Below are 20,828 nucleotides of genomic sequence, written 5' to 3' on the forward strand. Positions count from 1 at the left end.
GCGCTGGTTTGTTGCAGCCAGCTATAGCACGCGATGGGGCTTTTTTGCGCCATTTGGCCTTGCTCCCGGGCCCCTTTTCGGGGAGATTGCGGCCCCTAAGACCACGGACCGAGAGCTCATGAACGCACCCGCCTCCTCCTCCCGCCAGATCGTCTGGCCGAGCGTCATCACCGTCATCAGCGCCGCCATCCTGATCGGCGCCGAGGTGTTCGGCGCGGCGTTTGCCGGCGGCTGGGCGCTCGCGATTCTGTTCGGGCTCGACGACACCGGCGCGCACATCGTGCAGGCCGTGCTGTTCGCGCTCGGCGTCTTCGTCATGACCGCGTTCATCCGCGCTGCTCAGCGCGTCGAGCCGTTCACGAAGCGCGCGTGAGGCGCCGCGCGCGAGCAAGAGGCGCGCGCAAGCTCGCGCAAACTTAACAGCCGTTCATCTTCAGCGTCGCTCGCGCACCACAGCGCAAGCAGCCGTTAGGCAATTCTGCTCTCAGCATAAAAAAATTCTTGCGAAGCAGAGTCAAAACGCTTATGTGCGGTCTTGCCCAATTTCGCACGTGCCTGTGGTCGTGTGTCAGTCGGTAGGTATCCGGACAAGAGGCCGGACAGCCGCCAAGGGGTGAAGAAGCCGAGGGGCTCTTCGGAAGTGCCGAAGTCGGAAGACTGAAGCAAGCCCGGAGTGTCCAGCATCTCTCTCAAAGAGATGCCTAGTCGAAGGTGACTTTGCTCTTTGCAACCGTGACTGGCAGCCGGAGGCGAACCGGCGCACCTCGTTCTCAACGGGGGACGCGACTTAAAGCAACGACGGATCGGGCTTTTTTGGTCTCTACCGGCATTCCAACGCCGGCGCGGGCTACTGAAAAGGCTTGTCCTTCATTGCCAGGTGAGCGGGCGGGAAAATTCCCAACCAATCCACGGCAGCACAATTCGGTCTCGGGTTCTCGGCCCTGTCGCGTCTCCATCGTGCGGCAGCGCCAAAGCACCCCTGTCCGAGAACATTTTGAACGGGCTCCGTCGCTGGGGCCGTTTGGAGGGTGCTATGACCGATCGCATCAGGGAATTTCTGCGCAACCGCCGCACTGAAGGTCTCGATACCGAGCCGTGCCTCGTCGTCGACCTCGAGGTCGTGCGCGACAATTACCAGAGCTTTGCCAAGGCGCTGCCCGACAGCCGCGTGTTCTATGCCGTCAAGGCGAACCCGGCGCCGGAAGTGCTGGCGCTGCTCGCCTCCATGGGCTCCTGCTTCGACACCGCAACCGTCGCCGAGATCGAGATGGCGCTGGCCGCCGGTGCGACACCTGACCGCATCTCCTTCGGCAACACGATCAAGAAGGAGCGCGACATCGCGCGCGCCTTCGCGCTCGGCATTCGGCTGTTCGCGGTGGATTGCGCCGCCGAGGTGGAGAAGGTCGCCCGTGCCGCGCCGGCTGCGAAGGTGTTCTGCCGCATCCTCTACGACTGCGCCGGCGCCGAGTGGCCGCTGTCGCGCAAGTTCGGCTGCGACCCGGAGATGGCGGTCGAGGTGCTCGACCTCGCCAAGCGTCTGGGCCTGGAGCCGTGCGGCATCTCCTTCCATGTCGGCTCGCAGCAGCGCAAGGTGAAAGCGTGGGATCGTGCGCTGGCGATGGCCTCGCAGGTGTTCCGCGACTGCGCCGAACGCGGCATCAACCTCTCGATGGTCAACATGGGCGGGGGCTTCCCGACCAAGTACCTGAAGGACGTGCCGCCGGTGGTCACCTACGGCCGGTCGATCTTCCGTGCGCTGCGCAAGCACTTCGGCAACCAGATCCCCGAGACCATCATCGAGCCGGGCCGCGGCATGGTGGGCAACGCCGGGGTGATCGAGTCCGAGGTCGTGCTCATCTCGAAGAAGAGCGACGAGGACGAGGTGCGCTGGGTGTATCTCGACATCGGCAAGTTCGGCGGTCTCGCCGAGACCATGGACGAGTCGATTCGCTACGCGATCCGCACCCCGCATGACGGCGCGGACATGACGCCGTGCGTGCTCGCTGGGCCCACCTGCGATTCCGCCGACGTCCTGTACGAGAAGAGCCCGTATCCGCTCCCGGTGACGCTCGAGATCGGCGACAAGGTGCTGATCGAAGGGACCGGGGCCTATACGTCGACCTACTCGTCGGTGGCGTTCAACGGCATCCCGCCGCTGAAGACGTATCACATCTGATCCGCCTCGACGTCGAGGCTTGATGAACCGGGAGCCGGCGATGCCGGCTCCTCCCTGACATTTTCGATTTCTGACGACGCTTGTGCGCGCGGACGCTTGTCCGCAAGTTCAAGCGAGGACTGACGTGTCATGACTGCTCTTCGGAAGCCACAGGTCGCCCTCACCTCGAAAGCCGCTCCGTTCGCGATCCGTGCGGAGCGTGCTGCCGACGTTGCGATGCGTGAAGCGCTGCTCGATGCCTGCTTTGGCGAGAACCGCCATGGCCGCACCTGCCAGCGCCTGCGCGACGGACGTGCACCCGCCGCAGGCCTTGCCCTGTCGGCGTTGCGCGAGGGGAAGCTCGTGGGAACCGTGCGGCTGTGGCACGTCAGCGCCGGAGGCAGGGCTGCTCTGGTCCTCGGACCGCTCGCGGTCGATCCTGCCTGCCGCGAGTTCGGGATCGGCGCCGCGCTGATGCATCAAGCGCTGGCCGCCGCCCGGGCGCGCGGGCATGCCGCCGTGATCCTGCTCGGCGACGCCCCCTACTACGCCCGCTTCGGCTTCTCGGCGGAGAAGACCGGCGCGCTTTCACTGCCGGGGCCGTTCGAGCGCGAACGGCTGCTCGGCCTCGAATTCGAGGCCGGTAGCCTGGATGACGCCTGCGGCATGATCATCCCGACCGGCGCTGCGCTGCCCAAACGGCGGGCGGCGCGCCCGCACGCGCACGCGGCCTAAAGGGCGACGTCCATCATGGCGAAGACCCCGGCCGCATCCAGCGGTGATGCCCGTCCGCGCCTGCGCAGCCTGATCACATCGGTGCTGTTCGTCCTGATCGCGGTCATGATCGTCAGGGACATCCTGGTGCGACGGTGGAGCGGCTCGCCGCCGCCGTCGCAAGGTACGACACAGCACTCCCGCTGAGCTCCTTTCACTGCCGTTTCGGGGGTTGCGCAGGGCCCCGAAAGGCCCTTTAACCCCGCGAAACACCCCTTCAGTCGAGGTCGAACAGATGTCCCGTCGCCTGATTTCCACCGGCTCTCCCTTCGAGAAGACCGCCGGCTACAGCCGCGCCGTGATCGACGGCGACTTCGCCTTCGTCTCCGGAACCACCGGCTACGACTATGCGACGATGACGATGCCGGCCGATGTCACGAGCCAGTCACGTAACTGCTTCAAGACCATCGAGGCCGCCCTGAAGGAGGGCGGATTCGACATGGCCGACATCGTCCGCGTGACCTACTACCTCACCGACGGCAGCGAGGCCGACGCGCATTTCGCCGTCTGCGGCGAAGTCCTCGGCGACATCCGCCCGGCCGCAACGCTTCTCGTCGTCTCAGCGCTCTATAAGCCCGAGATGAAGGTCGAGATCGAAGTCACCGCCAAGCGCCGCAGCGCCTGATCCACCCCTCACCCTTTGTCTGCCAGCACGTTCCGGAGAAACCATCCCATGAGCCCTCCCTCGCAGATCTACGCGAAGATCACCGGTCCCATCGTCATGGTCGGCTTCGGCTCCATCGGCAAAGGCACGTTGCCGATGATCGAGCGGCATCTCGACTACGACAAGTCGCGCGTCACCGTGATCGATCCCAAGGACGAGGGCCGCAAGGCACATTGCGAGAAGCAGAATGTGCGCTTCATCCAGAAGGCCGTAACCAGGGACAATTATCGCGAGTTGCTGACCCCGCTGCTCACCGAAGGCGGTGGCCAGGGTTTTTGCGTCAATCTCTCGGTCGACACCGGCTCGACCGACATCATGGAGCTCTGCAACGAGCTCGGCGCTCTCTACATCGACACCGTCAACGAGCCCTGGCTCGGCTTCTATTTCGATGCGTCGAAGGGCCCGGAAGCGCGCTCCAACTACGCCCTTCGCGAGGTGACGCTGGCCGCCAAGAAGGCGCGGCCCAAGGGCTCGACGACGGCCGTCTCCTGCTGCGGCGCCAATCCCGGCATGGTCTCCTTTTTCGTCAAGCAGGCACTTCTCAATGTCGCCGCCGACCTGAAGCTCAATGCCCCCAAGCCGAAGACCAAGGCCGAATGGGCGGACTTGATGCGGCAGGCCGGTGTCAAGGGCATCCACATCGCCGAACGCGACACCCAGCGCTCCAAGAAGCCGAAAGAGCCTGATGTCTTCGTCAACACCTGGTCGGTGGAAGGTTTCCTGTCGGAAGGCGTGCAGCCGTCCGAGCTCGGTTGGGGCACCCATGAGAAATGGATGCCCGAGAATGCGCGGACCCACGAAGCTGGCTGCGGCGCTGCCATCTATCTGATGCAGCCCGGCGCCAACACGCGCGTGCGCACCTGGTGCCCGACCCGCGGCGCGCAGTATGGCTTCCTCGTCACGCACAACGAGTCGATCTCGATCTCCGATTACTTCACGGTGCGCGACGCATCGGGCACGGCGATCTATCGACCGACCTGCCACTATGCCTATCATCCGGCTGACGATGCCGTGCTGTCGCTGCATGAAATGTTCGGCCGCGCCGCGAAGATGCAGGAAAAGCACCACATTCTCGATGAGAACGAAATCGTCGATGGTATCGACGAGCTCGGCGTGCTGCTGTTCGGCCACGACAACAATGCCTACTGGTATGGCTCGCAGCTCTCCATCGAGGAGACCCGCAAACTCGCGCCCTATCAGAACGCCACCGGCCTGCAGGTGACCTCCGCCGTGCTCGGCGGCATGGTGTGGGCGCTGGAAAACCCGAACGAAGGCATCGTCGAGGCCGACGAGATGGATTTCGATCGTCTGCTGGAAATCCAGATGCCGTATCTCGGCCCGGTGAAGGGTTTCTACACCGACTGGACGCCGCTGACGGATCGTCCGGGACTGTTTCCGGAGGATATCGATACCAGCGATCCCTGGCAGTTCCGGAATATTTTGGTGCGCTGACGACACGCCTGCGTTATGCCCTGCCAAGGCGGGGCATCAAAATGTCGAAAACAACCCCATGCACAGTAGCCGGCGACGGCTGGCGTGGGGCGTTGCGGGTTCTGCGAAACCACTGGCGCGTCGGGCAAATCAGCCGGGATGACGCCACGATCTCCACCCTCATTCCGGGGCGACGCGACAGCGTCGAGCCCGGAATCCATCCTGCCGCAGAGTTAGCGGATAGATGGATTCCGGGCTCGCGACTTCGTCGCGCCCCGGAATGACGGTTGGGGGCTACTTCTCCTTGATCGACGGCTCCTTGATCGGCGGGGCGATCTTCTCGGCGGGCGCTTGTGGCAGCACCGGCTTCGCCGCACCTTGAGTCTGCGGATCGGGCCGCGCGGGCTCGGGTGCTGGGGTGGTGGGGCGGTCGCCGCCTGGCTTTGACTCCGCGGGCGTCTTGCTCTGATCATCCGGCGTCGGCGTGCCTTGCAGCGGCTGCGTGGCTTGAGCCATGTGTTGCCGGCTCTCGGCCCGGATCTGCGCCAGCGACAGGCCGGAGATCAGGACGCCCGCCCCGAACAGGACACAGGCGATCAGCAGATCCCGGTGAAATCTGAGCTTGTCTTGCTTACCGGCCATCTCAGCTACCCCGCGAATTCGTCCGCAGTATCAACGAAATGGCCGGACCGCAGTTCCGCGGGGATGTCGCCGCAGGGAACCCCGCCGAAACGCTGCGTTCAGTCCGTCGTGCTGACTTCCCAGGTGGCGTGGCGCACGCCGGAGTGGCGCTGCATGTCGACGGCCACGGCGTTCAGTTCGTTCGGATCGACCGCGGTCGCGACCAGCTTCGCAACGATCTCCAGGATGTCGTCGCCGATCTCGACAACCTCGACATCCGCCACGGGATATTTCGCGCTCTCGAGCTTGTCGACGAGGCGGTCGCGCATGTCGGGCAAGGCTTCCGTCGTGACCGCGACCTTGAAGTAGTAGGTCGCCTCCAGCGCCTTCTCGTTCAGCGGGATGCGGTTGATTGCGTTCACCAGGGGACGCAGCAGCGTGTTGCCCGCGATGATGAACACCGTGAGTGCGACAGCCTGCGCGACCAGGTCGGCGCCGGCGCAGGAGCCGACGGCGGCCGAGGCCCAGAGCGTCGCCGCAGTGTTCAACCCGCGCACGTCCATGCCCTGCTTCATGATGACGCCGGCGCCAAGGAAGCCGATGCCGGAGACGACGTAGGAGATCACGCGGACCGCGCCGTCGGCCCCTGTCAGATGCATGGCGAGATCGACGAAGGCGGCGGCGCCGACAGCGACCAGCACATTGGTGCGCAGGCCCGCGGTGCGCTGGCGATATTGCCGCTCGGCGCCGATCAGCGTTCCCAGCACGAAGGCCGTGAAAAGGCTGACCAGCGTATCGAGGAAGTCTGCAAGCTGGAAGGTCGTCAGAAACCGCATGGGTTCGCGCCGCCGTTTGAGAGATGCGGTAGGGTGGGCAAAGGCGCGCTGTTCGCGCGACGTGCCCACCACTTTTGTCTCGCGGAGCGATGGTGGGCACGGCGCAAGGGCACCTTTGCCCACACTACGGCCGGAACGATGAAGAATTAAAGCTCCAGAACGCCGCCGTCCCCATTTTCGTCGGCGAATGCCAAGAGCGTCCCCTTGGCGTTCCAGGCGAGCGCGGCCACGGCCGGTGTGCCGTTGCGGCGGACCAGGATCTCCGCGCCGTCCTCCAGACGCACCATCAACACGGTGCCATCGCTATAGCCGGCAGCGAAGATGTCGTTCTTCGGATGGCAGGCGACCACCGACGCGCGCGCCTGCAAGGGCGCGAGCATCGCGGGCTCCTTGCCCATCGGACCGTCCTTGCTTGCGAACGGCCACAGGATCACGGTGTCGGCGCCCGAGGTCGCCAGCGCCTTGCCGCCCGCGCTCCAGGACATCGAGCGGACGCGGCCGGGATAGCCGGTCATGCGCATGTGCCTGTTATCGGCGAGCCGCCAGCCATGCAGCGCCGGCTCGTGCATCGCGGTGACCAGGAATTTGTTGTCCGGGCTGAAGGTGACGGCGAGATGCGAGCCGGCCCAGGGCAGGAATTCGGCACTCCCCGCCATGTTGGGAAACCACAGCGTCGCGCCGTTGTAATGCGCGATCGCAAGCCGCAGACCCTTCGGCGCAAAGGCGAGCCCGCCGACGGTCGAGGGCACCTCGATCGACTTCTCTTCGTTCTTGCCGCTCTTGACGAAGGCAAACTTGCCGGCCGACCAGGCGAAGGCGCCGTCGGCATGCAGCGCCACCGCATCGATCCAGCGCCGCTTGGGATCGGTCGCGAGCAACGTCACGTCGCCCTTGGCGTCGAGCGCTGTGACCTTGCCGTCGTCGCCGCCCATCACGAGGCGCTTGCCGTCGCTCGCGGTCGAAAGAATGCCGCCACTATGGACGGCGACGGTGCTGATCTCGCCCTGGCTATCCACCAGCGCAACATTCTCCTCGCCGCCGACGAAGGCGGCGCAGTCGGCCAGGAAATGCACAGACGTCACGGCCATCCCCAGCGCGACCGGCTTGACGCGGTCGGTGACGGAGACGATCGAGGGTGAATCGGGAGCCGGCGTAAACTCTTTCATCACGAGACGATGCAGCTCTCGAAGCCTTCGCGAATGGCCTGTTCCGGCAATTCGCGACCGATGAAGACGAGACGGCTCTCGCGCGGCTCGCCCTCCTTCCACTTCCGCTGGTGATTGCCCTCGAGCATCATGTGCACGCCCTGGAAGACATAGCGGTCGTCATCATTGTGGAAGGCGAGGATGCCCTTGGAGCGCAGGATCTTCTGGCCCTCCACCTGCACGAGGTTCTGGAGCCAGGGCATGAACACGTTGGGATCGAGCGGCTTGTCGGTCTTGAGCGAGAGCGACTGCATCTCCTCGTCGTGATAGTGCTTCAGGCCGTGGCCGTGATCATGGTGGTGGTGATGGTCATGTCCGTGATGGTGGTGATGATCATGGTCGTGGTCATGATCATCGGCCTCCAGAAAGTCCGGCTCGATGTCGAGGATGCGGTCGAGGTCGAAGGCGCCGCGGTCGAGCACGTCAGCCAACGCCACCGAGCAGCGCTCGGTGCGGTGCAGCTTCGCATAGGGGTTGATGCCGCGGATGCGGGCCTCGACCTCGGCGAGCTCTCCCTTGGAGACGAGGTCGGTCTTGTTCAGCACGATCACGTCGGCAAACGCGATCTGGTTCTTGGCCTCGGGCGCGTCCTTCAGACGGTCGGAGAGCCATTTGGCATCCGCAACCGTCACGACCGCATCGAGCCGCGCGTTCTTCTGCACGTCCTCGTCGACGAAGAAGGTCTGGGCGACGGGCGCCGGATCGGCAAGACCCGTCGTCTCGACGATGATGGCGTCGAACTTGCCCTTGCGCTTCATCAGCCCGTCCATGATGCGCACGAGATCGCCGCGCACGGTGCAGCAGATGCAGCCATTGTTCATCTCGAACACTTCCTCATCGGCGCCGATGATGAGGTCGTTGTCGATGCCGATCTCGCCGAATTCGTTGACGATGACGGCGTACTTCTTGCCGTGATTTTCCGACAGGATGCGATTCAAAAGCGTGGTCTTGCCGGCCCCGAGATAGCCGGTCAGCACGGTCACGGGAATCTTTTCAAGAATCTTGGGGGCGGTCGCTTCAGACATAACAACTCCGGGGTCGGGCTTGTCGCGCGACGCGAGGCGGGGTGGCCCCTGCCCTAAAGCGCGATGAATCTAAGTTGAATCGTCATCGCGCTTTAGCCCTTGCTTGAGCACGATCTTTTCGGAAAACCGCTGCACACTTTTCCGGATCGTGCCCTAATGGTCAAGCGCGCTGGTCAGGGCCTTTATATTGTGCCTGACCATGTCAATGTAAGTGGGGGCAGGCCCCTTTTCGCCCGTCAAACCGTCCGAAATCAGGGTCCCGCCGACCTTTGAGCCGGTCTCCGCCGCGATCCGCCGGATCAGCCGGTCGTCGCTGATATTTTCGAGGAACACAGCCGGGATTTTTTGGGCTCGGATCTGGCTGATGATCCCTGCGATATCGCGGGCGCTGGGCTCGGTTTCGGTGGAGACGCCGAGCGGAGCGATGAACTGGATGCCGTATTCGGCGGCGAAATAGCCGAAGGCATCGTGGGTGGAGATCACCTTGCGCCGCTCCGGCGGGATTTTTGCGATTGCCTCGCGCACCTCGCGGTCGAGCGCTTCGAGCTTTTCCAGATAGGCTTTGGCTTGCCTACGGAAAACGTCCGCATCCTCAGGCGCGGCCGCGGCCAGCGCGGCGGCGATGTTGGTCACGTAGGCTTTCGCGTTGGGGATCGATTGCCAGGCATGCGGATCGGACTCCGAACCGAGCTTGAGCGGAGCGATGCCGGCGCTCGCCGTCACCACGGTCGCCTTGCTGCCTGAGGATTGTACGAGCCGCGGCAGCCAGCCCTCCAGGCCAAGCCCGTTGACGATGACGAGCCTTGCATCCGCGATGCGCTTCGCATCACCCGGCGCCGGCGTGTAGACATGGACGTCGCTGTCGGCACCGACCAGCGTGGTGAGGTTGATGCGATCGCCGCCGACGTTGCGAACGAAATCGGCGAGGATGGAGAAGCTCGCGACCACGTTGAGCCGCTCCGCCGCTTGAAGCGGCGAGGCGAACAGCAGGAGCGCAACGGCGAGGAGCAGGAGGCGGCGCATCGCTGAAATCAAGCCTCCAGATGCCGGCCCGGAAACATCTGCCGGACCAGCCCGCCGACGCTGCCGAACAGCACGGAGAGGACGTAGAACACGGTCGCCACCAGGATGATCGCCGGCCCTGAGGGAATCCGCGTCTGGAACGACAGCACGAGCCCGGCATAGCCCGAGACCCCTGCGGCGATGACCGCGATAGAGATCATCGCGGTGAGGTCGCGCGACCAGAACCGGGCGATGCCGGCAGGCATGATCATCAATCCGACCGCAAGCAGCGTGCCGAGCGCCTGAAAACCGTTGACGAGATTGATGACGACGAGCGCGAGAAAGGCAAGGTGCGCCGGTCCCCCGGCGCGACTGACGGTGCGCAGGAACAGCGGGTCGACGCTCTCGATCACCAGCGGACGGTAGATCACCGCGAGCACGAGCAGCGTGATCGTGGCGTTGAAGGCGACCACCAGCAGTGTCTGGTCGTCCATGGCGAGGATGTTGCCGAACAGCACATGCAACAGATCGATATTGGTGCCCTTGATCGAGACGATGGTGACGCCTAGCGCCAGCGAGGCCAGATAAAAGGTCGCAAGCGAGGCGTCCTCCTTCAAACCGGTCGAGCGCGCGACCACGCCGGCGAGGATAGCGACCGCAAATCCCGCAATCAGGCCGCCTGCGGTCATCGCGAACAGATTGAGGCCGGAGAGCAGGAAGCCGATCGCGGCACCAGGGAGGATCGCATGTGCCATGGCGTCACCGACGAGGCTCATCCGCCGCAGCATCAGGAACACGCCGATCGGCGCGCCCGCGAGCGACAGCGCGACCACGGCAGCGAGCGCGCGCCGCATGAACTCGAATTCGGTGAAGGGGCCGATCAGCGCGTCATACATCGTGCGTCATGCCGCCTGCGAGCGCTCGTCATCGTCGGCGCAGGCCGCCGCGCTGTCGTCGAAGGCTTCGCACATCCGCATCGCGACCATCAGGTTCTCCGCCGTCAGCACCTCGGCGGTCGCGCCCCAGGCCACCGGGCCGCGCGCAAGCAACAGCGTTTGCGGGAAGTGCGCCCGCACCATCTCCATATCGTGCAGAGCGGCGAGCACGGTGCGGCCCTCGCCATGCCAGCGCGTCACCAGCGCGAGCAGATCGGCCGTGGTCTTGCTGTCGATGGCGTTGAAGGGCTCGTCCAGCACGATCAGGCGCGCATCCTGGAGCAGCACGCGCGCGAACAGCACACGCTGCATCTGCCCGCCGGACAGCGTGCCGATCGGGCGATTCTCGAAGCCGTTCAGCCCCACGGCGGCGATCGCGCCCAGGATCTTCTCGCGTGCGGCCTTGCCGATGCCGCCGAACAGGCCGATCCCACGCCACAGCCCCGTGCCGACGAAATCGAACACCGAGATCGGGAAGCTGCGGTCGATGTCGGCGGTCTGTGGCAGATAGGCGATATCGCGCGGATCGAGTCCCCCGAGTTGGATGCTGCCTGCCAGCGGCTTGAGGATGCCGACGATGCCGCGGAGCAGCGTCGACTTGCCCGCGCCGTTCGGCCCGATCACCGCGACCAGCGCCCCACGCGCGATCTCGCCCTTGAGGTGGTGCACCGCCGGGTGGCGGTCATAACCCAGGGTGACATTGTGGAAACCGAGCGCCGCCATGGTCACCTCATCGCCAGAAAGACCACGCCCCAGAGCACCACGCAGACGGCCAGTGCCGCGGCTAAGCGGCCCACCATGGTCATGCGCAGGATCGACCAGGGCGCGGCCTGGGCGGGATGCGGCGCCGAGGGGTCGTGGACATGGGCGTGCGTGTGGTCGTGCCCATGGGCATGGGCGTGGTCATGAGAGTGGCCCTGGGAATGGTCGTGATGGTGGACGTGGGACGCGGCGGGAACCATTTGGGAATGTTATATTATAACATTACCCCTGTCCACGCCGACCTTACCCGTCATTCCGGGCGATGCGAAGTATCGAACCCGGAATGACGCCAACATTTGCAGCCTCTCAGGGCTTGCCGATCACCATGGCGATGGCCGCCGCCACGAACGGAAACGGCACCGAGACGGCGCAGCGGAACCAGACGAAACGGGCCGGCATGAACGGGATTTCCCCACAGGATCACCCGCTGGAAGGCGAACAGCGCCCAGGCGACGACATAGGCGACCACCTGGGGGACGCCGCCGCCGGACTTCAACGCCACCGCGCCGATGGAGAATCCGATCACGGGACCGCCTGGCGTGGCAGCCCCAGCGACCACGGCGGTGACCACCCCAAGCCAGCCGCTATCGGGGCCGAGCCAGCCGGTGATCACCTCCTGCGGGATGATCGCGGCGATGTAGCCGGAGCCGATCACCCCCAGCGCGATCCGCGGCACGATGTTGACGAAATCCATCGCCCCCTCGCGCAGCGAGGCCTTGAACACCGGCTTGCCGCGGCGAAAGGCGATCAGGCCGACGCCGAGCACCGAGCCCCACAACAGGATATCGATGAGGAGTGCTGCGCTCACGTCTCGTCGTCCCCTGCGTCACGCTTCGGATAGAGCCGGACATAGACGAAACGGCCGAGCGCCCCCGCGAGCACCGGCAGCGGCAGCGAGATCACGATCCGCCACAGCGTGAAATCGGTGCCCATGATCGGGATTTCCCAGGCGACCGCCCGGCCATAGCCGATCAGGGTCCAGCTCACGACCATGGCAATGGTGGCGCCGAAATCGGCGCCGACCGCGAGCAGCGCGCTTGCCACCGGATAGGCGGTGAAGGGCCCGCCCGGCAGGATCGCGCCAAAGGCGGTACCGATCAGAAGGCCCATCAGGCCGGAGTTCGGCCCGAGCGAGCGCGACACCTTCTCGTGCGGCAGGATCTCCGAGATGAAGGCCCCGAGCAGGCAGCCGGCGAGCACGCGCGGCAGGATGCCGCCGAATAGCGAGAGATCGTGGGTGAGAATGTCGAGGACGCCGTCGGCGCCGTCTCGCCGCCAGACCAGCGCCGCGCTTACCGCCACCAGACCTGCGATGATGATCGTCGACCAGCCGATCGGCTTGCGGATGCGCCCCGGCCGCGGCTCGGACTCCGCGTCCTCGGCAGGCGTCGGATTGTTCGGGGAAGGTTCTGACAACGGCTCGGGTCGGATCGAGGGGATATCCGTTCTGCTTAAGGGTGCCACTGACGCGATGCAAACACAGTGATGGCGGGAGCGATGCGCGCCTCGCGCAGGGCTATGCCGAGCAACAGCAATCGCATGGCGGATCGCCTTCCTTCGGCACGCTCGCTCCACAATCTCGTCATGCCCGGGCTTGTCCCGGGCATCCACGTTCTTCGTCCCGCGGGAAAGGTCGCGGATGGCCGCGGGACATAGGCGGAGCGGAAACGACGCCGTCCTTCGGACGGCTATGCCCGACCATGACGATGTGGAAATGTCTGTGCGCGCGAATTCCGCACAGCAAAAAAGGCGGTCACACAGCGACCGCCTTCTCGCTTGTCAGGTGACGTGAAGCCTCATGCCTTGTCGAACAGCGACTCCACGTATTCCCAGTTCACGAGGTTCTCGACGAACGCCTTCAGATAATCCGGACGGCGGTTGCGATAGTCGATGTAGTAGGAGTGCTCCCAGACGTCCACGCCGAGGATCGGGGTGGCGCCGTGCACCAGCGGATTCTCGCCGTTCGCCGTCTTGGAGATCTCGAGCTTGCCGTTCTTCACGGACAGCCAAGCCCAACCGGAGCCGAACTGGCCGACGCCCGCCGCCTGGAAGTCCGTCTTGAACTTCTCGAAGCCGCCGAGGTCTTCATTGATCTTCTTCTCGAGCTTGCCCGGCAGCTTGGTGCCGCCGCCATTGGGCTTCATCCAGCTCCAGAAGTGGATGTGATTGTAGTGCTGGCCCGCATTGTTGAAGACCGCGGGGTTCTTCCCGAAGGAGCCCTTCACGATCTCCTCGAGGGACTTGCCTTCCCATTCGGTCCCCTTCAGCGCGTTATTGCCGTTGGTGACGTAGGCCTGATGATGCTTGTCGTGGTGATATTCCAGCGTTTCCTTCGACATATACTGGCCGAGGGCGTCATAGGCGTAAGGGAGTGGGGGGAGCGTAAAGGTCATGGCTTGTTGTCCGCAACTGGGTGGGGAACGTGTTCTAACGGTCACCCCTTATAGAAGGTTCCTGCGCCGTTAAATACCTTAGAATTTGCGAAACCGCATGGCGCGGTCGGCATGGCCTGAATGCTCAAATTCAGCTCAGAACAAAAGCTTCGCGGGGGCTGATGCAAAATATCATTGCCTTTGAAGCGTTTAAGAGAGAACGAATGCGCCGTTGCGCGGGAAAACAGGAAGAGCGGCCCCATGAGCATCGAGATCGACATCTTGAACGGCGACGCCTCATGGCAAATCGCCGAGCCGCTGTTCAAGGCAGTCTGGCCGCGTGATGCCGTCGAGAAGCGGCCCTGGAGCCACATCAAGTGGGCCGATACCGAGCTTCGCGTGTTGATCGAGGCGCCTGAGGGCGGGCTTGCCTGTCATGTAGGCATCTACTTCCGCACCATCACCTGGAACGGCCGCAAGGTTCATGTTGGCGGCATCGGCGGTGTCTGCACGCGCGAGGATTGCCGTGGGCGCGGCTACGCGACGCTTGCTATCGATGCCGCTGTTCACACAATTCGCGCCAACGAGGCCGTCCGCTTCGCGCTCCTGTTCTGCGAGCCGCATAATTTCGCATTCTACCAGGCCCGTAACTGGCATCCTTTCACCGGCGATGTCTATTGCGAGCAGCCGGAGGGGCGGATCCGCTTCGATTGTAGCGCACCGTTCGTCTTCGATGTCGTCCGCGCGCCGCGCCTGGGCACCATCGACCTATGCGGCCTGCCGTGGTGAGCCCTGCTTGAATGGAGGGCTGGCGCTGACGATGTCTGCATTATAATATGTTGTCCATCATCTAATTTCGCCCGGTGACACATGACGATAGACGCCCCCATAGACGCCGCACCGTCACGTGCCCCGGCCGCCTCGCGTGCCCCGGCCGCCTCGCGTGCCCCGGTGACGTCGCCCATCGCCAGCCTTTTGATCGCGCCGATCCTGCCGACGCTGCTCAGGTTGGCGATCCCCAACATGATCGCGATGGTCGGCAGCACGCTGGTCGCGATCGCCGAGACCTCCTATATCGGCCGGCTCGGCACTATTGCGCTGGCCGCGATCGCGCTGGTGTTTCCCTTCGCCATGCTGACGCAAATGATGAGCGCGGGCGCGATGGGCGGCGGCGTGTCGTCCGCGATCAGCCGGGCGCTCGGCGCGGGCGATCGAAATCGCGCCGCGACGCTGGCGCTGCACGCCGCCATCATCGGCATTTGCGGCGGGCTGTTCTTCACCGTGATGATGCTGCTGTTCGGCCGCAGCTTCTTCACGCTGCTCGGCGGCCGCGGCAATGTCCTGGAAGAAGCCTGCAACTATTCGCAGGTGCTGTTCTCCGGCGCGATCGCGATCTGGCTGGTCAACACGCTTGCCTCGGTGATCCGCGGCACCGGCGACATGCGCCTGCCCTCGATGACACTGATCGGCGCCAGCCTGGTGCAGGTCGCGGTCGGCGGTACGCTCGGGCTCGGCCTGTTCGGCGTGCCGCAACTCGGCATGCGCGGCGTCGCCTCCGGCCAACTCATCGCCTTCACGCTCGCGGCAGTCTTCTTCGTCTGGTATCTGCTCGCCGGCCGCAGCAGCCTGGCGCTGAATTTCAAGGCGTTCCGGTTCGAGCGCGGCATGTTCCTCGACATCCTCAAGGTCGGCGCGGTGGCCTGCCTGTCACCGCTGCAGACCGTGCTCACCATCCTGATCTTCACGAAAATTCTCGCAAGCTTCGGTACCGAGATGCTCGCCGGCTACGGCATCGGCTCGCGGCTGGAATTCCTGCTGATCCCGATCACCTTCGCCTTCGGCATCGCCTCGGTGCCGATGGTCGGCATGGCGATTGGCGCCGGCCAGTTGCAGCGCGCGCGGCGTGTCGCCTGGACGGCGGCGGCAGCGGCAGGCCTCATCGTCGGCCTGATCGGCCTCGTCGTCGCGCTCGATCCGGCGCTGTGGGTCTCGCTGTTCACGCGCGACGCCGGCGTCACCGCCGCTGCACACAGCTATTTCCACTGGGCGGGGCCGGCCTTCGTCTTCTTCGGCGTCGGCGTGTCGCTTTATTTCTCATCGCAAGGTGCCGCGCGCGTCGGAGGTCCGGTGCTTGCGTCCACTGCGCGGCTCCTGATCGTTGCCGTCGGCGGTGCCGCGCTCACGACTGCTCAGGCGCCGGCCTGGACACTGTTCGCTCTGATCGGCGGCGCCATGGCGGTGTTCGGGCTGTCCACGGCAACGTCCGTTGCCCTCGCGCGCTGGGGCAAATGAACGCAGGAATGTGATTGCAGCCGCGCGTTGCATGATCCTGATTTGCTGCTATGGAGACGCCTCCATTTTCCGGGGCTCTCCATGATCCGCAGATTCGCTGTTCTCGTCGCCTGTCTCGCTGCGCTGTTCGGCGCGCCTGCCGCACGTGCGCAGAGCGCCGATGCGAGCGGGACCTGGCTGACCCAGGCGGGCGATGCACGGGTGAAGGTCAGCAAATGCGGCGGCGGCATCTGCGGCGTCATCGTCTGGCTGAAGGAGCCCTACGACACCGCGACCGGTCAGCCCGCCAGCGACAGCAAGAATGCAAATCCCGCGCTCGCCAGGCGCCCGCTGATCGGATTGCCGTTGTTCAGCGGCATGCAGCCTTCAGGAGCGAACAAATGGTCGGGGCAGATCTACAACGCCGATGACGGCAATGCCTATGCGAGCAACATCTCCGTCACCGGCACTGATACGCTCCGCGTCGAAGGCTGCGTCGGCGCGCTCTGCGGCGGCGAAACCTGGACGCGCGTCGGACGCTGACTGCTCACATCTCCCCAGCGGGGAGAGGTGAAGCCACAATCCGCTTCTGGAATGGCGTCACGCCACCATCGCCTTCAGCGCCGTCGCCGCCGATGCGTAGCCGCCCCGGGCTCCGTCGATGAAGTGGACGTGGTCGCTGCGCAGCGCTGAGGGCGTGAAGCAGGTCATCATTGCCGCATCCTGCCGGTGCAGGCCGTAGCGCACGACACCGCTCTTCGCCGCGGCTGCGAGTCGATCGCTCAAGTTGCGCTCGAGCTCAGGCGTGCAGTCGAGGATCATGCGCAGCCCGTCGTCATATTTGCGGAAGTCCGAGTTCTCGACGACCTGCCGCGTATAGGTCTTCGGCACGAAGCCGCCGACCTTGATGTCAAAGCGCACGATCATGTAGGCGAACAGTGTATAGGCCAGCACGCTGACGCGGCGCTTGAGGAGCGAGCCGCCGCGCCTGGCGCGCGCCTCGAAGTCGAGCCCCTGCGGCGGCCATTTCAGCGGCGGGCCCTGCGGCGGCACCGGCCGGCCCGCATCCGGACTGCGCTCGACGAGATGGATCACATCCTCGATCACTTTGCGGAAGGCAGGCGGATCGGCACCGCGCGCCGGCACCACCAGCACCGACAGGATGAGCCCGCGCGAGGCCGGGATCTCCTCGAACCGGCAGGACAGGCCGGACAGATCAGGCTGCGTGTCGTCGGGCGCGTCCAGAACCGCGAACTCGCCGCGCTTCATCGCGGCTTCAGCCCACCCCAATCCCCCGCCGGAGAACATCGCATAGGACAGGTTGGCCGACGGCCCGAAGCGTGCGACGCGCACGTCCAGCCCTTGCGCGCGGATCGCGCTGACCGGCACCAGCGCGACGCGCATCTTCAGATCGAGATCCTGCCTGACCCAGGTCGCCGTCGCGGCCAGCGCCTCACGGGCACGATCGAGATCGCCGGGCCCGACCGCAAAGCTCGCGCCGTCGCCGCCGAACACGAAGGGGAATTCCCGTCCCTCCAGCGCGTTGGTGACGGCTGCGATCACCGCAGCACCGGCCATGTTGACCGCCTTGTAGCGCTGCGCGGCAATCGCCTTGGTCGAATCGACGATGTCGGCCACCCCGATGGTCCAATCATCCGGCAACGGCGAATAGAGGGAGGGATCCATCAGGCTGGTGAAGCCGCGGAAGACAGCGATGCTGCTGTAGAAGGAGACGCCTGGTGTCATCGCCTGGGACCGATGTGTATCGCACAATCAAGATACGGGGCAGGAATCGATTGGGTTCGCCGGTCGGCTCACCCTGGAGGGATTGGTAATAATTGGCGGAAACAGGTCCGGACAACAAGAGCATCGTTCGCGTCGCGCCAGCGGACGCGATCGGCAAGCAAAACGGATTGGGTCTTTTGCGCGATGTCGTGGAAGCAGCGCTAGTGCAGCTTCTCGTTCTCCGCCACCGAGGGCGCGTGCACGTCATGGCAGCCGATCAGCCGCACGAATTGCTGTGGATACATCTCGTAGCCATGATCGCCGGAATTCTGATGCGACATCGGCTTGCAGTTGCTGATGCTCTCTCTCGCTTGAGATGACTGCGCTGACACCCGGGGAAGGTTCGAAGCGGTCATGCACTGCTCCCTGTCGATTAGGGCAGATCGATTGACGTAAGCCAACCGATTGCGGAGCATCTTAGAACCAAACGCGCTGAAATGAAATTGAGCCCGGTCAATTCAATTTGTAGCGCTGCGGTTCCCCGTTACTGTTTGAGCAATGCAAACGCGTTCCGCGTTTGTCGCCAGCGAAAACCGCTGCACACTTTGCGCTAACGCGGCCCTTCGGGTCCGGATCGTGATCTAAGCGGTATTTCCCGCATCGATTGTGAACACCGTACCCGTGACGTTGCGTCCGCCTTCACCGAGCAGATACTCGACCATCCGCGCGACGTCGTCGGTCTCGGGCAACCGGCGCAGCGCACTGCGGCCAGCGATCCGCTTGCGGCCTTCATCGGAGAGATTCTGCGTCAGCTCGGTATCGATGAAGCCGGGCGCGATCGCATTCACGGTGATGCCGAGCTTACCGACCTCGCGCGCCAGCGATTTCGTGAAGCCGGTCGCGGCAGCCTTGGTCGCGCCATAGACCGACAGACCGTTGTAGCCGGTCGTGGCGATGATCGAGGAGATGTTGATGATGCGGCCTGCGCCGTCGGCCATCATTTGCCGCGCGATATATTTGGTGAGGATGATCGGCGACAACACGTTGAGCTGCACCAGCGCCTCGATCTCGGAATTGTGCATGGTCGCAAGCAGACCCTCGGTGCCGAGGCCGGCATTGTTGACGAGGCCATAGATCGGACCGAACTCGTCGCGCACCAGCTTTGCGAAGGCCGGGATCGCGTCGATCACAGCGAGGTCGCAAGCGCGGAAATGCAGGCGCTTCTCCGATGCGCGCACCGCTGCCGCGAGCTCCTCGGTCTCGCGCCGCGCCACCGCGATCACGTTATAGCCGGCGCCCACCAGGCGCGTCGCGATCGCAAGGCCAATGCCGCGGCTGCCGCCGGTGATGAGGACGTTATGCATCGGTGCGCGCCAGCTTTCCGGCCGGGGTGACGTCGAGCGTCTGGACGAAGCGGATCACCGCCGGCACCTTGTGCGAGGCGAGCTGCACCCGGCACCGGTCCAGGATCTGCTCGCGGATATCCTTCGCCTGCGCCGGATCGGTGCCGTCGGCAAGGATCACGTCGGCCACGACGATGCCGCCGGTGATCGGGCTCTTGCGCGATTTCGCGCGCGATATCCGCACGCCCGGATGACGGTTGATGACCGCCTCGATCTCCTCGGGATGAACCTTCAGCCCGCCGATATTGATGATGCCGCCGCGGCGGCCGACGAAATGGTAGCGGTCGCCGCGCAGCTCTATCATGTCACCGGTGTCGACGAAGCCGTCGTCCTCGGCGAGCTTGCCGGCATTGCGGCCGATATAGGCATGCGCGGTGCGCTTCGACCTGATGCGCAGCGAGCCGTCGACGATCTTCATCTCGACGCCACTGGCGTTCACGCCGATATAGTCGGCGGGGAAACCTTCGAGCCCATCGTTGACGGCAAAGCCGACGCCGGCTTCCGTCGAGGCATAGGCATGGCCGATCGAGGCGTTGGGGAATGCCGCCTTCAGGCCCTCGAGCACGGCCTGGTCTGCGATCTCGCCGGAGAGGCGGACATAGCGTGGCGCAAATTGCGCGGCTGAGCCGCTCATCAGGAGCTTGCGCCAATGCGAGGGCGTACCGGAAATGTGCGAGACACCGCGCGCGTTCAGCCGCGCGACATGGTCCGCGAGAACCTCATGCGCGTCCGACAGCACCATCGAGCCGCCGGAAAGGATCGCGCGCAAGAATATCTGAAGGCCACCATAGCGGCGGATGTCGTAGAAAGTTGCCCAGACCGGCGCGGGGCCGCGCGCGGGCGCCTCGGCCCGGATCGCGCCGGTCAGCGCTTCCAGCGTATGCGCTGCGATCTTCGGCACGCCTGAGGTGCCCGAGGTCAGCATCAGCCATTCGGTGGCGCGCTCGGATTTGCCGGGCGTAGTCGCGGTGAGCGGCAGTTGCGCGATCACGACGAGCGGAAGCGCGCTGTCTCTCCAGAATTCCGGCTCGTCGGTAACGACGGCATCGATCTCCGCGTCGGCAATCAGCGCGCCGAGGTGCGCCGGATTGAGATCCGGCGGGCACAACAGCATGCGCCGGGCGATGCCGTCGAGCTCGATCATGGCAAGGCCGGACTTGAGCTGGTCCGACAGTTTCAGCAGCACCGATCGGCCGGCCAACTCGCCGAGACGGCCGCCCAGGACCGTCTGCGACAGGACATCAGTCAGCGACACCAGATCGTGCGCGTCCGACAGCGTGCGTCCCTTCAGCTCCGCGCCGAGATAGTCGCGGAGTGCAAAGATCTCACGCGGGGACATTTTCGTAGGCCCGCACGAAATCGCCGACGGTCGCGGGGAAGGCAGCGTCCTCGGAAATCGTGAAGGGATCGACGCCGATCTCGTCCTCGAGGCGCGCGACCAGGATCGCGAAGGCGAGCGAATCGAAGCCCGTCTCATGCAGCGACAGGTCGTCCGTCAGCTCCGGCAGCGTGACGTGCTGCTCCTTGGCAATCTGCCTGATCGCTTCAGTGACCTTTAACCTTATCGACATTGCTGCGCTCGCTTCGTGTTTGCTGTTGCTTGGTCGTCTTCCGGAGTGCCTGCTTCCCATTGCTCCGTGGTTTACC

24 protein-coding genes and 1 pseudogene are annotated in these 20,828 nt (G+C 64.7%); 9 read left to right on the forward strand and 16 right to left on the reverse strand.

All coding sequences use genetic code 11. The features are described 5' to 3' along the window. The first annotated feature begins 118 nt into the window (after positions 1-118). From SO180_RS24535 to SO180_RS24560, 6 genes are all read left to right on the forward strand, one after another. A complete protein-coding gene (locus tag SO180_RS24535; RefSeq protein ID WP_449381411.1) occupies positions 119-373 on the forward strand; it encodes a hypothetical protein in 255 nt (84 codons plus the stop codon). A gap of 660 nt (positions 374-1,033) precedes the next feature. After that, positions 1,034-2,176, forward strand: a complete 1,143-nt coding sequence (locus SO180_RS24540) for a type III PLP-dependent enzyme (protein WP_449381412.1) — start codon at positions 1,034-1,036, stop codon at positions 2,174-2,176. 129 nt (positions 2,177-2,305) lie between these two features. Then, entirely contained in the window at positions 2,306-2,890 is a 585-nt protein-coding gene (locus tag SO180_RS24545; protein ID WP_449381413.1) for a GNAT family N-acetyltransferase, read from the forward strand. Between the two features lie 15 nt (positions 2,891-2,905). After that, positions 2,906-3,076, forward strand: a complete 171-nt coding sequence (locus tag SO180_RS24550) for a hypothetical protein (protein WP_449381414.1) — start codon at positions 2,906-2,908, stop codon at positions 3,074-3,076. 88 nt (positions 3,077-3,164) lie between these two features. Next, a complete protein-coding gene (locus SO180_RS24555) occupies positions 3,165-3,554 on the forward strand; it encodes a RidA family protein (RefSeq protein WP_449381415.1) in 390 nt (129 codons plus the stop codon). 48 nt (positions 3,555-3,602) lie between these two features. Beyond that, positions 3,603-5,045, forward strand: coding sequence for a homospermidine synthase (locus SO180_RS24560; RefSeq protein ID WP_449381416.1), 1,443 nt, complete (start codon positions 3,603-3,605; stop codon positions 5,043-5,045). Positions 5,046-5,318: 273 nt separating this feature from the next. Here SO180_RS24560 and SO180_RS24565 read toward each other — a convergent pair whose 3' ends face one another. The 11 genes and pseudogenes from SO180_RS24565 to SO180_RS24615 all read right to left on the reverse strand — a co-directional run bounded on the left by SO180_RS24565 (position 5,319) and on the right by SO180_RS24615 (position 13,803). Further along, complete coding sequence (locus SO180_RS24565; RefSeq protein ID WP_449381417.1) at positions 5,319-5,666, reverse strand: hypothetical protein; 348 nt, start codon at positions 5,664-5,666, stop codon at positions 5,319-5,321. 98 nt (positions 5,667-5,764) lie between these two features. Further along, a complete protein-coding gene (locus SO180_RS24570; protein WP_449381418.1) occupies positions 5,765-6,481 on the reverse strand; it encodes an MgtC/SapB family protein in 717 nt (238 codons plus the stop codon). A gap of 146 nt (positions 6,482-6,627) precedes the next feature. Beyond that, positions 6,628-7,647, reverse strand: a complete 1,020-nt coding sequence (locus tag SO180_RS24575) for a WD40 repeat domain-containing protein (protein ID WP_449381419.1) — start codon at positions 7,645-7,647, stop codon at positions 6,628-6,630. Continuing rightward, complete coding sequence (locus SO180_RS24580; RefSeq protein WP_449381420.1) at positions 7,647-8,711, reverse strand: CobW family GTP-binding protein; 1,065 nt, start codon at positions 8,709-8,711, stop codon at positions 7,647-7,649. Before SO180_RS24580 ends, SO180_RS24575 begins: the two co-directional genes overlap by 1 nt. A gap of 153 nt (positions 8,712-8,864) precedes the next feature. After that, a complete protein-coding gene (locus SO180_RS24585; protein WP_449381421.1) occupies positions 8,865-9,734 on the reverse strand; it encodes a metal ABC transporter substrate-binding protein in 870 nt (289 codons plus the stop codon). A gap of 8 nt (positions 9,735-9,742) precedes the next feature. Further along, entirely contained in the window at positions 9,743-10,609 is an 867-nt protein-coding gene (locus tag SO180_RS24590; RefSeq protein ID WP_449381422.1) for a metal ABC transporter permease, read from the reverse strand. 6 nt (positions 10,610-10,615) lie between these two features. Further along, positions 10,616-11,371 carry a metal ABC transporter ATP-binding protein gene (locus SO180_RS24595; RefSeq protein ID WP_449381423.1) on the reverse strand — a complete coding sequence of 252 codons (756 nt, stop codon included), beginning with the start codon at positions 11,369-11,371 and terminating at the stop codon, positions 10,616-10,618. Between the two features lie 2 nt (positions 11,372-11,373). Then, positions 11,374-11,610: a hypothetical protein gene (locus SO180_RS24600; protein WP_449381424.1), complete on the reverse strand. Its 237-nt coding sequence runs from the start codon at positions 11,608-11,610 to the stop codon at positions 11,374-11,376. Positions 11,611-11,716: 106 nt separating this feature from the next. Beyond that, positions 11,717-12,218, reverse strand: a pseudogene (locus SO180_RS24605) (hypothetical protein). After that, entirely contained in the window at positions 12,215-12,826 is a 612-nt protein-coding gene (locus tag SO180_RS24610; protein WP_449381425.1) for a permease, read from the reverse strand. The pseudogene SO180_RS24605 and the gene SO180_RS24610 overlap by 4 nt, the downstream one beginning before the upstream one ends. A gap of 380 nt (positions 12,827-13,206) precedes the next feature. Beyond that, positions 13,207-13,803 carry a superoxide dismutase gene (locus SO180_RS24615; protein WP_449381426.1) on the reverse strand — a complete coding sequence of 199 codons (597 nt, stop codon included), beginning with the start codon at positions 13,801-13,803 and terminating at the stop codon, positions 13,207-13,209. Positions 13,804-14,043: 240 nt separating this feature from the next. Here SO180_RS24615 and SO180_RS24620 point away from each other — a divergent pair, with 240 nt between their 5' ends. The 3 genes from SO180_RS24620 to SO180_RS24630 all read left to right on the forward strand — a co-directional run bounded on the left by SO180_RS24620 (position 14,044) and on the right by SO180_RS24630 (position 16,596). Next, positions 14,044-14,571 carry a GNAT family N-acetyltransferase gene (locus SO180_RS24620; protein WP_449381427.1) on the forward strand — a complete coding sequence of 176 codons (528 nt, stop codon included), beginning with the start codon at positions 14,044-14,046 and terminating at the stop codon, positions 14,569-14,571. A gap of 81 nt (positions 14,572-14,652) precedes the next feature. Beyond that, on the forward strand, positions 14,653-16,074 hold the full coding sequence (locus SO180_RS24625) for an MATE family efflux transporter (RefSeq protein ID WP_449381428.1): 1,422 nt from the start codon (positions 14,653-14,655) through the stop codon (positions 16,072-16,074). Positions 16,075-16,155: 81 nt separating this feature from the next. Beyond that, positions 16,156-16,596: a DUF2147 domain-containing protein gene (locus SO180_RS24630; protein ID WP_449381429.1), complete on the forward strand. Its 441-nt coding sequence runs from the start codon at positions 16,156-16,158 to the stop codon at positions 16,594-16,596. Positions 16,597-16,653: 57 nt separating this feature from the next. On the opposite strand, the gene SO180_RS24635 is transcribed toward SO180_RS24630, so the two are convergent. The 5 genes from SO180_RS24635 to SO180_RS24655 all read right to left on the reverse strand — a co-directional run bounded on the left by SO180_RS24635 (position 16,654) and on the right by SO180_RS24655 (position 20,752). Continuing rightward, positions 16,654-17,799 (reverse strand): DUF3095 domain-containing protein, encoded by a 1,146-nt coding sequence (locus SO180_RS24635; protein ID WP_449381430.1) that lies wholly within the window; start codon positions 17,797-17,799, stop codon positions 16,654-16,656. Between the two features lie 200 nt (positions 17,800-17,999). Continuing rightward, positions 18,000-18,194, reverse strand: coding sequence for a hypothetical protein (locus SO180_RS24640; protein WP_449381431.1), 195 nt, complete (start codon positions 18,192-18,194; stop codon positions 18,000-18,002). A gap of 225 nt (positions 18,195-18,419) precedes the next feature. Continuing rightward, positions 18,420-19,142 carry an SDR family NAD(P)-dependent oxidoreductase gene (locus SO180_RS24645; protein WP_449381432.1) on the reverse strand — a complete coding sequence of 241 codons (723 nt, stop codon included), beginning with the start codon at positions 19,140-19,142 and terminating at the stop codon, positions 18,420-18,422. Then, on the reverse strand, positions 19,135-20,520 hold the full coding sequence (locus SO180_RS24650; RefSeq protein ID WP_449381433.1) for a class I adenylate-forming enzyme family protein: 1,386 nt from the start codon (positions 20,518-20,520) through the stop codon (positions 19,135-19,137). The genes SO180_RS24645 and SO180_RS24650 overlap by 8 nt, the downstream gene beginning before the upstream one ends. Beyond that, positions 20,507-20,752, reverse strand: a complete 246-nt coding sequence (locus SO180_RS24655) for an acyl carrier protein (protein WP_449381434.1) — start codon at positions 20,750-20,752, stop codon at positions 20,507-20,509. The genes SO180_RS24650 and SO180_RS24655 overlap by 14 nt, the downstream gene beginning before the upstream one ends. Between the last annotated feature and the right edge of the window lie 76 nt (positions 20,753-20,828).

It is taken from the genome of Bradyrhizobium sp. UFLA05-112 (assembly GCF_053572325.1).